The sequence below is a fragment of the Curtobacterium sp. MCBA15_004 genome (assembly GCF_001865055.2).
Classification (GTDB): Bacteria; Actinomycetota; Actinomycetes; order Actinomycetales; family Microbacteriaceae; genus Curtobacterium.
On sequence record NZ_CP126266.1, the window covers coordinates 2,705,011 to 2,717,724 of the forward strand.

Annotated in this window: 12 protein-coding genes; 8 read left to right on the forward strand and 4 right to left on the reverse strand. The window is 74.0% G+C overall.

What is annotated here, in order from left to right:
- Positions 1-16 precede the first annotated feature (16 nt).
- Positions 17-139 carry a type B 50S ribosomal protein L36 gene (gene ykgO / locus QOL16_RS12765; RefSeq protein WP_065963431.1) on the reverse strand — a complete coding sequence of 41 codons (123 nt, stop codon included), beginning with the start codon at positions 137-139 and terminating at the stop codon, positions 17-19.
- Between the two features lie 58 nt (positions 140-197).
- On the opposite strand from ykgO, the gene QOL16_RS12770 reads away from it, so the two are divergent.
- Positions 198-1,226 (forward strand): GTP-binding protein, encoded by a 1,029-nt coding sequence (locus QOL16_RS12770; protein ID WP_071245569.1) that lies wholly within the window; start codon positions 198-200, stop codon positions 1,224-1,226.
- Between the two features lie 136 nt (positions 1,227-1,362).
- Here QOL16_RS12770 and QOL16_RS12775 read toward each other — a convergent pair whose 3' ends face one another.
- Both QOL16_RS12775 and QOL16_RS12780 read right to left on the reverse strand, forming a co-directional pair.
- Entirely contained in the window at positions 1,363-2,328 is a 966-nt protein-coding gene (locus QOL16_RS12775; protein ID WP_071281984.1) for a sugar-binding transcriptional regulator, read from the reverse strand.
- Positions 2,329-2,380: 52 nt separating this feature from the next.
- A complete protein-coding gene (locus tag QOL16_RS12780) occupies positions 2,381-3,187 on the reverse strand; it encodes a GolD/DthD family dehydrogenase (RefSeq protein ID WP_071245565.1) in 807 nt (268 codons plus the stop codon).
- 137 nt (positions 3,188-3,324) lie between these two features.
- Here QOL16_RS12780 and QOL16_RS12785 point away from each other — a divergent pair, with 137 nt between their 5' ends.
- From QOL16_RS12785 to QOL16_RS12815, 7 genes are all read left to right on the forward strand, one after another.
- Positions 3,325-4,575 (forward strand): zinc-binding dehydrogenase, encoded by a 1,251-nt coding sequence (locus QOL16_RS12785; RefSeq protein ID WP_083394851.1) that lies wholly within the window; start codon positions 3,325-3,327, stop codon positions 4,573-4,575.
- A gap of 20 nt (positions 4,576-4,595) precedes the next feature.
- Complete coding sequence (locus QOL16_RS12790; RefSeq protein WP_217637598.1) at positions 4,596-5,927, forward strand: RbtT/DalT/CsbX family MFS transporter; 1,332 nt, start codon at positions 4,596-4,598, stop codon at positions 5,925-5,927.
- 228 nt (positions 5,928-6,155) lie between these two features.
- Complete coding sequence (locus tag QOL16_RS12795; RefSeq protein WP_065963441.1) at positions 6,156-7,895, forward strand: dihydroxyacetone kinase family protein; 1,740 nt, start codon at positions 6,156-6,158, stop codon at positions 7,893-7,895.
- On the forward strand, positions 7,892-8,395 hold the full coding sequence (locus QOL16_RS12800; protein WP_065963444.1) for a ribose-5-phosphate isomerase: 504 nt from the start codon (positions 7,892-7,894) through the stop codon (positions 8,393-8,395). The genes QOL16_RS12795 and QOL16_RS12800 overlap by 4 nt, the downstream gene beginning before the upstream one ends.
- 103 nt (positions 8,396-8,498) lie before the next feature.
- Positions 8,499-9,575 carry a sigma-E factor regulatory protein RseB domain-containing protein gene (locus QOL16_RS12805; protein ID WP_071281986.1) on the forward strand — a complete coding sequence of 359 codons (1,077 nt, stop codon included), beginning with the start codon at positions 8,499-8,501 and terminating at the stop codon, positions 9,573-9,575.
- Positions 9,572-10,519: an ABC transporter ATP-binding protein gene (locus tag QOL16_RS12810; protein WP_065963447.1), complete on the forward strand. Its 948-nt coding sequence runs from the start codon at positions 9,572-9,574 to the stop codon at positions 10,517-10,519. The genes QOL16_RS12805 and QOL16_RS12810 overlap by 4 nt, the downstream gene beginning before the upstream one ends.
- On the forward strand, positions 10,506-11,438 hold the full coding sequence (locus QOL16_RS12815) for an ABC transporter permease (RefSeq protein ID WP_302847169.1): 933 nt from the start codon (positions 10,506-10,508) through the stop codon (positions 11,436-11,438). Before QOL16_RS12810 ends, QOL16_RS12815 begins: the two co-directional genes overlap by 14 nt.
- Positions 11,439-11,593: 155 nt before the next feature.
- Here the strand turns inward: QOL16_RS12815 and QOL16_RS12820 are convergent, their stop codons facing one another.
- Positions 11,594-12,655 carry an NADP-dependent oxidoreductase gene (locus QOL16_RS12820; protein WP_083230304.1) on the reverse strand — a complete coding sequence of 354 codons (1,062 nt, stop codon included), beginning with the start codon at positions 12,653-12,655 and terminating at the stop codon, positions 11,594-11,596.
- Positions 12,656-12,714 lie beyond the last annotated feature (59 nt).

Consider the following 12,714-nt stretch of genomic DNA (forward strand, 5'->3'; position numbering starts at 1 on the left):
CGGACCGCCGGTGACGTCAGCCCTGCCGCGCCTTCCACCGGGGATCACGCTTGTTGATGACGTACACGCGTCCGCGGCGACGGACGACCTGCGAGCCGGGGACCTGCTTGAGTGCCTTGAGCGAGTTGCGGACCTTCACGGGTTCCTCCTGGTCGATGCCCTCTTGTTGAGAACGGTTGTCATGTAGGGTACCGGACATGCGTCCCGCCGCCATCACCCTCGTCTCCGCGCTGCACGACGTCGACGCCGACCAGGTCGCGTCCCGGATCGCCCTCGGACACCGCATGCACGTGTCGGGCACCGCGTTCGCCGCGGCGCGCGCGATCGCCGCCCGCGCCGACCAGCTCGACCGGGTGTGCGGGCCCGACGCCGACCACGGGCTCGTCGTCAGCACGAGCCCAGGAACCGACGTCCGCGCGGTCGGCATGCTCCTGGCGAACGCCGCCCGCTCCGAGACCGGTGACGACCGCGTGCTGCGGCACGTCGTCGCGGTCCTGCGGGCCGACGAGGTCGCGCACCTGCTGTGGTCCGACGTCGACGACGCCTTCGTCGCCGCCGACCGGGTCACCACGGTGGTCGAGTACGCCACGGTCGTCGTGCTGGACCGCATGGAGCCGCTCTCGGGTCGGCGCCGACGGGCACTCGTCGCACTCCTGCACCGCCTCGCACCGCACGCGGCGATCGTCGCCCGGCACACCGTCCGGTCGGCCGCCGACCTCCCCGCATCGAACGGCGGAGCGGCGCGGCTGCTGGCCTCCGGCGCCGGGTGGATGCGCGCGCTGTCGACCGACGCCGGGCGGACCGACAGCGGGCGTGCGCCGTGCGACGACCTGGTGACGCTCCGCTACCGGGAACCGCTGCCCTTCCACCCCGGACGACTCGCGACGGTCATCGCCGAGGACCTCGCCGCCGGGGTGAACGGACGGGTGCTGCGGTCGCGGGGGTTCTTCCGTCTGGCGTCCCGACCGGACCACGTCGGGTCGTGGTCGAGCTTCGGGGCGATGCTCGCCCTCGACCCGACCGCGAACCCGTCGTGGGACGCGGACGCCCCGATCGGGCAGGCGATCTGGTTCGTCGGCGAACGGCTCGACGTGCACGGCATCGAGCGCGCGCTCGACACCGCGCTGCTGACCCCGGCCGAACTGCTCGCCGGCCCGGCGCTGTGGCGCTCGTGGGCGGACCCGTTCCCGGCCTGGCCGGCCGTGGACGCGCAGCAGCCGGAGTGACCGGTCCGGGTGCTGCGCGTGTCGACCAGGGCGTGTGGCCGGTCCCGACCGGGTCCGCGTGTCGAGCAGGGCGTGTGGCCGGCCCCGACCGGGACCGTGTGTCGAGCCGACCGGCCGGTCCGGGCGGGCCCGCGCGTCAGGCGAGCGTGTCGAGCAGGGCGCGCGCGGTGACCGCGTCGGTGACGAGTTCGTTGACGAGACCGGCACGCACCGCCCCGATGATGCTCGGCACCTTGGCCGTGCCGACCGCGACCCCGACGGCGTGCGGCACACCGGCCAGGATCTCCCGCGAGGTACGGACCATGCGCTCGCTCCCCGGGAACTCGATCGCCGAGCCGTCGGCGGCGTAGAAGTTCAGGCAGACGTCGCCGGCGGCCTGGTCGAACACGGCGTCCTCGACCGGGATGCCCCGGGCGAGGGCGTCCCGCGTCGGGGTCGGCGCGCCGATGCCGAGGATCGCGCCCTTCGCCCGGCTCCAGAGGCCCACGACGTGCTGGAACGCCGGGTCCTCGTCGAGGGAGGCCCGCATCGCCTCGCTCGGGAGCGCCTGCGCGAACAGGAAGGCCGGGATCGCGCCCGAGTGCTCGGCAGCGGTGCGGGTGATCTCGTTCGTCTGGAACCAGGGCATCGGGTCGGCCTGGCCGCCCACGGTCGGGACGAGCTGCACACCAGCGAGGGGCGGCATCCCGGCGTGCGCGACGTCGTACACGGTCCGCCCCGAGCTCATCAGGACCGCGTCGCCCGGGACGAGCCCCATGCCGTCGACCGCGGCGGCGATGGGCGCCGCGAGGTCGGCGCCGAGCGTCGCCCCGTGCGTCACGGCCGCGAGGTGCACGGCCCGCAGCCCGAGCACGACCGTCAGGCGTTCGGCGAGCGCGACGGTCTCGTCCTGGAACGGGTCGACGACCTCGATGCGGACGAGTCCGGCGCGGCGGGCCTCGGCGACGAGCCGGCTGACCGTGGGGCGGGAGACCCCGAGGCGCGAGGCGATCTCGACCTGGGTGGCGTCCTCGAGGTAGTACATCCGCGCGGCCTGGTACACGGTGTCGAGCGGGAAGCGGGGCCGGGTGCCCTCCGCTCCGGTCGTGCTCTCGGAGGACATGCTGCGGGACCCTTCGATCGATCGGACACCGCGATGCTAGTCCGGCCGTCGCTCAGCGGATCGTGAACCCGCCGTCGACGCGGAGGTCCGCGCCGTTCACCATGCCCGCCGCCTCGCTCGCCAGGAACAGCACGGCCGCGGCGACCTCGTCCGGGGTGGCGAAGCGGCCGGTCGGGATCTCGTCCTGGTGCCGCAGGCCGGCCTCGTTCGCCCAGGCCGCGCGGCCCAGGTCGGTGAGCACGACGGTCGGGGACACCGTGTTCACCGTGACGCCGCGCCCGCCCCACTCGAGCGCGAGCACCTTCGTCAGCCCGAGCACGCCGGCCTTCGACGCACAGTAGGCCGCGTGCCGGTCGAGACCGACGTGCGCCGCCTGCGACGCGATGTTCACGATGCGGCCGTACCCGGCGGCGAGCATGTGCCGGCCGACGGCCTGCGCGACCCGGAACGTCCCGGTCAGGTTGACGTCGAGCGTCCGGCTCCACGCGGCGGCCGAGAGGTCCTCGGCGGCGTCGAGCGCGACGATGCCGGCGCAGTTCACGAGCACGTCGACCCGGCCCGTGGCGGCGACGACCGTGTCGACCGCGGCGGCCACCGAGGCGTCGTCGGTGACGTCGCACCCGACCCCGAGGTGCGCGCTCTCCCCGGCACCGGACAGTGCGTCGGCGGCCCGGCGTGCACCGTCCTCGTGCACGTCGACGATCGCGACCCGGGCTCCCCGCGCGGCGGCGGCCCGGGCGATCGCGAGACCGATCCCGGAGGCCCCACCGGTCACGACAGCGGTGCGTCCGGAGAGGTCGTTCGTCAGGTCGACGGAGTCGGGCCCGGGGCGGAGTGCGGCGTCGAGGTCGGTGGTCATGCTGGTCGCTCCCTTGCGTCGGTGGTGGGCAGAACCGTAGCAGAAATTGTGTGCTGGACAACGGTTCCGTCGGGTGTACAGTCGTCGCCGAACCATCGGAACGGGCCCAGCCCGGCTGACCAACGGAGGAACAGCGCATGTCGACGACGACGACCGGTACCCCAGCGACACCGACCACGACGACCGCCCACGCGGACACCGTCACCGCCACGATCCCGACGGCGATGCGCGCCGTGGTGGTGCACGGACCCGGCGACTACCGCCTCGAGGAGCGCCCGGTGCCGACGCCCGGTCCGGGCGAACTGCTCCTCCGCACCGACGCCGTGGGCATCTGCGCGAGCGACCTGAAGTGCTGGCACGGCGCCGCGAAGTTCTGGGGCGACGAGCACCGCGCCGCGTGGGCCGAGACCGACCGCGTCCCCGGGCACGAGTTCGTCGGGACCGTCGTCGCCGCCGACGACGCGGCCCTGGCGAAGCGCGGCCTGGCGCTCGGCGACCGGATCGCATGCGAGCAGATCGTGCCGTGCTGGGAGTGCCGGTACTGCCTCGAGGGCTCCTACTGGATGTGCGCCGTGCACGACATGTTCGGCTTCAAGGGCTTCGACGGCGCGATGGCCGAGTACGTGCTCGTCCCGACGCGGGCCCTGACCCACCCCGTCTCGCGTGCGCTGCCCGGCCAGGTCGCCGCCTTCGCCGAGCCGCTCTCCTGCGCCTTCCACGCCGTCGAGCGCGGCGAGATCCGGTTCGGCGACACCGTGGTGATCGCCGGCGCGGGCCCGATCGGTCTCTCCGCCATCGCGGGCGCCCGCCAGAAGAACCCGCTGCGGGTGGTCGCCCTCGACGTCGTCGACGCGAAGCTCGACCTGGCCCGCAAGGTCGGTGCCGACGTCACGATCAACATCGCCCGGGAGGACGCGGTGGCCCGCGTGAAGGAGCTCACCGACGGCTACGGCGCCGACGTGTACATCGAGGCCACCGGGCACCCGTCCGCGGTCCCCCAGGGCCTGGACCTCCTGCGGAAGCTCGGCACGTTCGTCGAGTACTCGGTCTTCAAGGACGCCGTCTCGGTCGACTGGTCGATCATCTCCGACGACAAGGAGCTCGACGTGCGCGGCGCCCACCTCGGACCGCACACCTGGCCCGCGGCGATCAAGCTGCTCGAGTCCGGGACGCTGCCGATGGACGAGATCTGCACGCACCAGTTCCCGCTCGAGGACTTCCAGCAGGCGCTCGACCTGGTCGGCGACTCGGCCGGCGCGAGCGTCAAGGTCTCGATCGTCCCGTCCCTCAGCGCGCCCACGACCGCGGCGGCGTCCGGGTCGGCCGCGTCGTCGGCCGCGTCGTCCACCGCCGAGTCCGTCCCCGCGGCCGCCGCCGCGCGGGCCTGAGCGCACGAGGAGTCCGAGGCATGTCGACGACGACCGCCCGCCCGACCACCGCGCCCACCGCCGCCCCGGCCCGCACCGAGGGCCGACTCGACCGGATGGGGATCCCCCGTCCGCTCGCCCTCGGGTTCGTCGCCGTGCTGGTCTTCATGACCGGCAACGGCGTCGAGTCCAACTTCATCACGCCGCACATGGTCGCCGTCCTCGGCAGCCCCGAGGCCACGGTCGCGACCATCGTCACGTTCTACAGCCTCGCCGCACTGATCGGCAGCTACGTCTCGGGCGCCCTGTCCGACCTCGTCGGGCCGCGACGCGTGATGATCCTCGGGTTCGCCGTCTGGGTCGTGTTCGAGGTGCTCTTCCTCGTCGCGCTCGGTCTCGGCAGCGTCCCGTTCGCCGCCGTGGCGTACGCGATCCGCGGCTTCGGCTACCCGCTGTTCGCGTTCGCCTTCCTCGTGTGGGTGAACATCACGACGCCGGTCGAGCGCAACGGCTCGGCGGTCGGCTGGTTCTACGTCGCGTTCACGGGCGGCCTGCCGACGCTCGGGTCGCTCTTCGCGATCGGCGCCATCCCCGTGTTCGGCGGCGGGACGACCGGTGAGACCGGTGCCATGGTCGCGTCGATCGCGCTCGTCGTCGCGGGCTTCCTGATCATGCTGTTCGGCGTCCGCCTGCCGAACGGGTTCTCCCGGATCGCCCCGGCGGGCGAGAGCGCGTGGCGCGTGCTGACGAGCGGCATCCGGCTCACCGCGACGCGGCCGAAGGTGCTCATGGGCTTCCTGGTCCGGCTGATCAACACGGCGCCGGAGTTCGGCATGTTCGTCGTCCTGCCCGCCGTCATCGCGGACCAGCGCGGGTGGGGCCAGGGCCGCTGGCTGCTCATGACCGTCTGCGTCTACGCCACGAACATCCTCGTCAACGCCCTGTTCGGCTGGGTCGGGGACCGGATCGGCTGGCAGCGCACCGTCAAGTGGTTCGGCATCGTCGGCTCCGCCACGGGCCTCGTCGCCTGGTGGTACGTCCCGCAGCTCGTGCCCGCCGGCTCGGACTGGGGCTACGTGCTCTCGGTCGTCGCGGGCTGCGTGTTCGGTTGCCTGCTCGCCGGGTTCGTGCCGATGGGCGCGATCATGCCGGCGCTCGCCCCCGAGCACAAGGGTGCGGCGATGGCGATGTACACGACCGCGGCGGGCGGTGCCGCGTTCCTCGGGACGGGCGTCGTCGCGGCGGTGTTCGCCCTCGGCGGCAGTGGCGAGGCCGTGACGTGGACCTTCGTCGGGCTCTACGCCTGCGCGTTCGTGATGATCCACTTCCTCGACGTCCCGCAGCGCCGGGCGACACCGCACCGGCAGCACTGACCCCGCGGCACCGCCAGCCGGTGCCGCCGGAGGCGCCGGAGGCACCGAAGGCACCGAAGGCACCGAAGGCACCGAAGGCACCGAAGGCACCGAAGGCACCGAACGGTACCGCCGGCACCGCCCCGCAGCACCGACGCCCCGACCCCGGGCGACGGCGGCCGTCCCGCCGTCGCCCGGCACCACCCGACCCACCACGGGTCGGCCGACACACACGAAGGAACGAACGAGATGACCACGATCCACGACGACCCGGAGGAGTTCGCCGAGGACCAGCTGGCCGGCTGGCTGGCACTCCACGGTGACCGCGTCCGCGGCGTGCACGGGGGCGCCGTCGCCCTGCCGACCGAGGGTGCCCCGCCGCAGGTGGCGGTCGTGGTCGGCGGTGGCTCCGGCCACTACCCCGCCTTCTGCGGGCTCGTCGGCCCCGGGTTCGCCACCGGCGCGGTCGTCGGCAACGTCTTCACCTCGCCGTCCGCGGCGCAGGTCTACTCGGTCGCCAAGGCCGCCGACCAGGGCCGCGGCGTGGTCCTGTCGTTCGGCAACTACGCCGGCGACACGATGAACTTCGGGCTCGCCGCCGAGCGGCTGCGCGCCGAGGGCGTGGACACCCGCATCGTCGTCGTGACGGACGACGTCGCGAGCTCCGACGAGGTCGCGCAGCGTCGCGGCATCGCCGGCGACTTCTCGGTCTTCAAGGCGATGGGCGCGGCGGCCGCGGACGGCGCCGACCTGGACACCGTCGAGCGACTGGGGAACGCGGCGAACGCGGCCACCCGCACGATCGGCGTCGCCTTCTCGGGCTGCACCATGCCCGGGGCGACCGGCCCGCTCTTCAGCGTCCCGGACGGCCACCTCGGCCTCGGCCTCGGCATCCACGGCGAGCCCGGCATCCGCGACGTGCCCGTCCTGCCCGCGACCGACCTCGCACAGCTGCTCGTCGAGCGGGTCCTCGCCGCCCGCCCCGACGGCGCCGGCACGCGGGTCGCGCCCGTCCTGAACGGCCTGGGCGACACGAAGTACGAGGAACTGTTCCTGCTCTGGGGCCGGGTGCTGCCGCTGCTCACCGCGGCCGGACTCGAGGTCGTCGAGCCCGAGGTCGGCGAACTCGTGACGAGCCTCGACATGGGCGGCTGCTCCCTGACCCTGCAGTGGCTCGACGACGACCTCGAACGGCTCTGGCGTGCCGACGCGTACACCCCGGCCTACCGCAAGCTGCGGGCGCCGGTCGCCGCGCTCGTGCCGGCCACCGCGGTGCAGGAGGCCGAGGCGGAGGCGACGGTCGTGCCGGAGGCGACCGACGCCTCCCGTCGGGCCGCCGACGCGGCGCGCGCCGCCGTCGCGGCGATGGACGAGCTGCTGCGTGAGCAGGAGGAGACCCTCGGGCGGATCGACGCGGTCGCCGGGGACGGCGACCACGGACGCGGCATGGTGAAGGGGATCGGTGCGGCCCGCAGGGCGGTCGAGCAGACCGGCCGGGAGGCGGGGGTCGCCTTCGTCCTCGGACGTGCCGGTGACGCGTGGGCCGCGTCGGCGGGCGGCACGTCCGGTGTCCTGTGGGGTGCGGCGCTCGAGGCCTTCGGGCGGGCGCTCGGTGACGACCGCGAGACGGTCGCGCCCGCCGACGTCGTCGACGCCGCCCAGGCCTTCGCCGACTCGATCGTGCAGCTCGGCCGCGCGTCGCGCGGCGACAAGACGCTGCTCGACGCGCTGCTGCCGTTCGTCGACGAACTGCGCGCAGCGGTCGAGCAGGGCGCGGCGCTGCCCGAGGCGTGGCAGGTCGCCGCCCGGACCGCGGTGGAGCAGGCGGCGGCGACCGCCGACCTCACGCCGCGGGTCGGACGGGCGCGACCGCTCGCCGAGAAGAGCAAGGGGACGCCCGACGCGGGCGCCACCTCGATGGGGATGGTCCTCACCCGCGTCGGCGAGGTCCTCGCCGCACGCGCACCGAAGGAAGGAGTGGTCGCGTGACGTACCGGTTGGTGGTGGGCTCGGACGACGCCGGGTTCGACTACAAGGAGGTCATCAGGCGGGACCTCGAGGCCGACCCGCGGGTGGCGTCGGTGGTGGACGTCGGGGTCGACGCCGAGGGGCACACGGCGTACCCGCACGTCGCCGTGGACGCGGCACGGATGGTCGCCACGGGCGAGGCCGACCGGGCGGTCCTGGTGTGCGGCACCGGGCTCGGGGTGGCGATCAGCGCGAACAAGGTCCCGGGCATCCGTGCGGTGACCGCGCACGACAGCTTCAGCGTGGAGCGGTCGGTGCTCAGCAACGACGCCCAGGTGCTGTGCCTCGGGCAGCGGGTCGTCGGGCTCGAGGTCGCGCGACGCATGGTGCGGGAGTGGCTCGGCTACGTCTTCGACCCGGGCAGCGCGAGTGCCGACAAGGTCGCCGCGATCTGCGGGTACGACGGCTCCGCCCCGGTCGGCGCGGACGCCCTCGAGACCGGCGGCGGCCCCCGGGACTGAGGCAGCCCGTCGCGTCCCGGGTACCGGGCCGTGGGTCCCAGCCGGCTGTCGGTTGCCGGACGTACGGTACCCGGGACGCAACGCTCCACCGAGGGGAACACCGATGCAGAAGTCAGCCTGGCTGCCCGCCGTCCTCGCGCCGCTCGTCGTCGCGGGGGCCGTCGCCGCCCCCGTGATCGCGAACGCCGCCGCCGACCCCGTCGCGGGGAAGGACCCGAGCGCCGCGGACGTGATCGCGAGCGTGGCGCAGTCCCGCGACGCACAGTACTCGGGCCGGCTCTCGCAGACGAGCGACCTCGGGCTGCCCGAGCTCCCCTCGGGTGCCGGCGGGTCCTCCGTGCAGGGCGACGCGTCCGACGTGCTCGGGCTCCTCACCGCACCGCACACCGCGCGCGTCTACGTCGACGGACCCGACAAGCAGCGCGTGCAGCTCACCCAGCAGCTCGCCGAGCAGGACGTCGTCCGCAACGGCGACGACGTCTGGACGTGGGACTCGAAGCAGCGCACGGCCGTGCACGTCACGCTCCCCGCCCACGGGGACGCGCCCGCCGCCGGCACCACGACCCCGGCCGACGTCGCCCGGCGCGCGATCGACGCGATCACGCCGAGCACGACCGTGTCGAAGCCCACGGCCGTCCGGGTGGCGGGCCACGACGCGTGGCAGGTCACGCTGACGCCGAAGTCGGACGACACCCTGGTTGGCTCCGTCCGGCTCGCGGTGGACCAGCAGACCGGCCTGCCGCTCCGCGCGACGGTCCTCGCCGCGGGCAGTGCCGACCCGGCGTTCCAGGTCGGGTTCACGAGCCTCGACTACGGCGCGCCGGCCGCCCGCCTGTTCGACTTCACCCCGCCGAGCGGCGCGGAGGTGACGACGAAGGACCTGTCCGACGCCGACCACCGCGGCCACGCGGCACACGGCGACGGCACGGCAGCCGACCGCGGCACGCCCACCGTCACGGGTTCGGGCTGGGACACCGTCGTCGAGCTGCCCGCGGGTTCCGTCGACCGCCCGGCGCTGCAGGGCGACGCCGACGCCTCCGGCCTGCTCGACCAGCTGACGAAGCCGGTCGACGGCGGACGTGCGGTGCAGACGAAGCTCGTCTCCGTCTACCTGACCGACGACGGCCGCGTGTTCGCGGGTGCCGTACCGGTGTCGACCCTGGTCGCCGCGGCGAAGTGACCGCGACCGCCGACCTCGCGATCCGGACGGAGGCGCTCGCCAAGGTCTTCCGCCGCCAGCGCGCCGTCGACGGGATCGACCTCGCCGTGCCGCGCGGGTCGGTCTTCGGGTTCCTCGGTCCGAACGGCTCCGGCAAGACCACCACGATCCGGATGCTCCTCGGACTCTCGTCGGCGACGAGCGGCCGCATCGACCTGCTCGGCCAGCCGATGCCCGCCGCGCGCCACACCGTGCTCCCCCGGGTCGGGGCGCTCGTCGAGGGGCCGGCCTCCTACCCGTACCTGAGCGGTCGGGCCAACCTGCACCGCTTCGACGCCGCCGATCCCACGTCCGACCCGCGGTCCCGGAAGACCCGGGTCGACGCCGCCCTCGACCGGGTCGGCCTGACGCACGCGGCCGACAAGAAGGCGCACGCGTACTCGCTCGGCATGAAGCAGCGCCTGGGGCTCGCGAACGCGCTGCTCGCACCCCGGGACCTGCTCGTGCTCGACGAACCGACGAACGGCCTCGACCCTCAGGGCACCCGCGAGGTCCGGAACCTCATCCGGTCCCTCGCCGACGACGGGACGACCGTGTTCGTGTCGAGCCACCTCCTCGCCGAGATCGAGCAGGTCTGCACCCACGCCGCGGTGATGCGCACCGGGCGCCTGGTCGCGCAGGGCGCGCTCGACGACCTCCGCGCGCAGGGTGGCCGGACGATCACGGTCCGGACGCCCGACGTGGGGCACGCGGGCACGGTCCTGATCGGCCTGGGCCTGACGCCCCGACGGGACGCCGGCGCCGACACGCTCGTCGCGGACCTGCCCGCCGAGACGGAACCCGAGGCCGTGACCGCGGCGCTCGTGCACGCCGACGTCCGGGTCCGCGGGATCACGGTCGGCGGCGGCACGCTCGAGGACCTGTTCGTCGCGCTCACCGGGGAGGGGTTCGATGTCGCAGCCTGAGACCACCGCACCGCAGCCCGACACGGCCGCCGAGGCCACGGCCCACCGCGCGGACGCGACCGCCACCGCCACCACGCCGCAGCCCGCCGCCCCCACCGGCCGGCGGGGTCGCACGTTCGCCCTGCTCGGCTCCGAGCTCGCCCTGGTCTTCCGTCGGCACCGCACCTGGGCGATGCTCGGGGCGCTCGCCCTCGTCCCGGTCCTCATCGCGATCGCGGTCCGCCTGACCACCGACGGCGACGACGGCGGCCCGGCCTTCCTCGGGGACATCACGAACAACGGACTCTTCGTGGCGTTCACGGCACTGACGGTGTCGATCCCGCTGTTCCTGCCCCTCACGGTCGGGGTCGTCTCGGGCGACACGGTCGCGGGCGAGGCGTCGCACGGCACGATCCGGTACCTGCTCGTCGCGCCGACCGGGCGACTGCGGTTCATCCTCGTCAAGTACGTCGGTGCGGTGGCGTTCTGCCTCGCCGCGACCCTGCTCGTGGTGCTCGTCGGAGCCCTCGTCGGGGCGCTGCTGTTCCCGATCGGCCCGGTGACCCTGCTGTCCGGGACCCAGGTCGACGGGTGGTCGTACGCCGGGCGGGCGGTGCTCCTCGCGCTCTACGTGACGCTGTCGATGCTCGGGCTCGCGGCGATCGGCCTGTTCGCGTCGACGCTGACGACGGTGCCGGTCGGGGCGATGGCGACCACCGTGGTGCTCGCCGGGGTCTCCCAGGTGCTCGACCAGCTGCCGCAACTCGACTGGCTGCACCCGTTCCTGTTCTCGCACCTGTGGCTCGGGTTCGGCGACCTGCTGCGCGACCCGATCGCGTTCGACTCGTTCGGGTCGAACGCGCTGCTCCAGCTCGGGTACGTCGCGGTCTTCGGCGCGCTCGCGTACGGCCGCTTCGCGACGAAGGACGTCCTGAGCTGACGCGAGACGCGGCCGACCCGCGCCGAACTGACGCGCGCGACCCGCGCCGACCCGACGGGCGCGATCCGCGCCGAACCGACGCGCGCGACCCGCGCCGACGACGAACGGGCCCGACGTCCACCAGGACGTCGGGCCCGTGTCACGAGCGGCAGGGCTCAGGAAGCGGGGCTGGCCGTCCCGCCCGCCATCGTCTCCGTGTCGGCCCCGCGCTGGTCGGCGTACCGGTCGCGCAGATCCCGGGCCTTCTCGGAGCGGTACCAGTCCAGGCGCGCGCCGGTCTCGACGGTCTGCATGCCGATCACGACCTTGCCGCGGGACCGCATCTCGGCGAGGTCCTCGTACGCGTCGACGATGTACTCGAACGGGTAGAAGCCCGAGATGAGGACCTGCACCCGCCGGTCCTGCACGGCCTTCGCGAGCATGGTGAGCAGCTCGCGCGCCTCTTCGTCCTCGGCAGGCGCGCGGAGGAACCGGATCTCGACGTCGCGCCGTTCCTCGGACGACACGAAGCGGTCCTCGCCGACGCCGAGTCGTGCCGCGAGGCCCTTCGCCGCGTCGTCGCCGTGGTTGTCGATGAACGCCGTGATCGGGCGACCGCCGGCGATCTCGCGGATGCGGTCCTCCTCGCCGTCTCCGTAGGCCACCGGGAGGGTGCCGATCTGCCGCAGGTAGTCGTGGTTGCGGGGGCTGCCGAGCGCGATCACGGTCGCGCCGGCGTCGTGCGCGAGCTGGCACTGGATGTGCCCGACCCCGCCCGCCGCGGCGCTGATGACGACGGTGTCGTCCGGTCCGAGGCGCAGGGCGCGGACGATCGACGCCGCGGTGCAGCCGGCCAGGTACAGGCCACCCGCGACCTCCCAGCCGACGTGTTCGGGCTTCTTGATGACCGCGCCGCGGGGTGCGCGCACCCAGGTCGCGTGCGCGCCGCCGTCGGGCGCGTGGCCCATGACCTCGTCGCCGACCTTGAGGTCGCGGACCTCGGAGCCGCGTGCGCGGACGATGCCGGCGAAGTCGACGCCCTGGTGGGCGGGGAACGCGAGGTCGACGTGGTCGCGGAGCTTCCCTTCGCGGAGGAAGCGCTCCACGTGGTTGAGTCCGGCGGCGACCACCTCGACGACGACGTCGCCGGGGCCGGGTTCGGGACGTTCCTGCGGGACGAGCTCGACCACGTCGAACCCGCCGTACCGGTCGTACTGCACTGCACTACCGATGCGCATGAAGGACTCCTTCCGTCTGCATGCCACCGGTGTACTCGCGCAGACGGGACGGTGTCCGT

What these genes read in the sequence shown, in the direction of transcription:
- QOL16_RS12770 (WP_071245569.1), top strand. Translation starts at nt 198, where the DNA reads ATGCGTCCCGCCGCCATCACCCTCGTCTCCGCGCTGCACGACGTCGAC.
- QOL16_RS12775 (WP_071281984.1), bottom strand. Translation starts at nt 2,328, where the DNA reads ATGTCCTCCGAGAGCACGACCGGAGCGGAGGGCACCCGGCCCCGCTTC.
- QOL16_RS12780 (WP_071245565.1), bottom strand. Translation starts at nt 3,187, where the DNA reads ATGACCACCGACCTCGACGCCGCACTCCGCCCCGGGCCCGACTCCGTC.
- QOL16_RS12785 (WP_083394851.1), top strand. Translation starts at nt 3,325, where the DNA reads ATGTCGACGACGACGACCGGTACCCCAGCGACACCGACCACGACGACC.
- QOL16_RS12790 (WP_217637598.1), top strand. Translation starts at nt 4,596, where the DNA reads ATGTCGACGACGACCGCCCGCCCGACCACCGCGCCCACCGCCGCCCCG.
- QOL16_RS12795 (WP_065963441.1), top strand. Translation starts at nt 6,156, where the DNA reads ATGACCACGATCCACGACGACCCGGAGGAGTTCGCCGAGGACCAGCTG.
- QOL16_RS12805 (WP_071281986.1), top strand. Translation starts at nt 8,499, where the DNA reads ATGCAGAAGTCAGCCTGGCTGCCCGCCGTCCTCGCGCCGCTCGTCGTC.
- QOL16_RS12815 (WP_302847169.1), top strand. Translation starts at nt 10,506, where the DNA reads ATGTCGCAGCCTGAGACCACCGCACCGCAGCCCGACACGGCCGCCGAG.
- QOL16_RS12820 (WP_083230304.1), bottom strand. Translation starts at nt 12,655, where the DNA reads ATGCGCATCGGTAGTGCAGTGCAGTACGACCGGTACGGCGGGTTCGAC.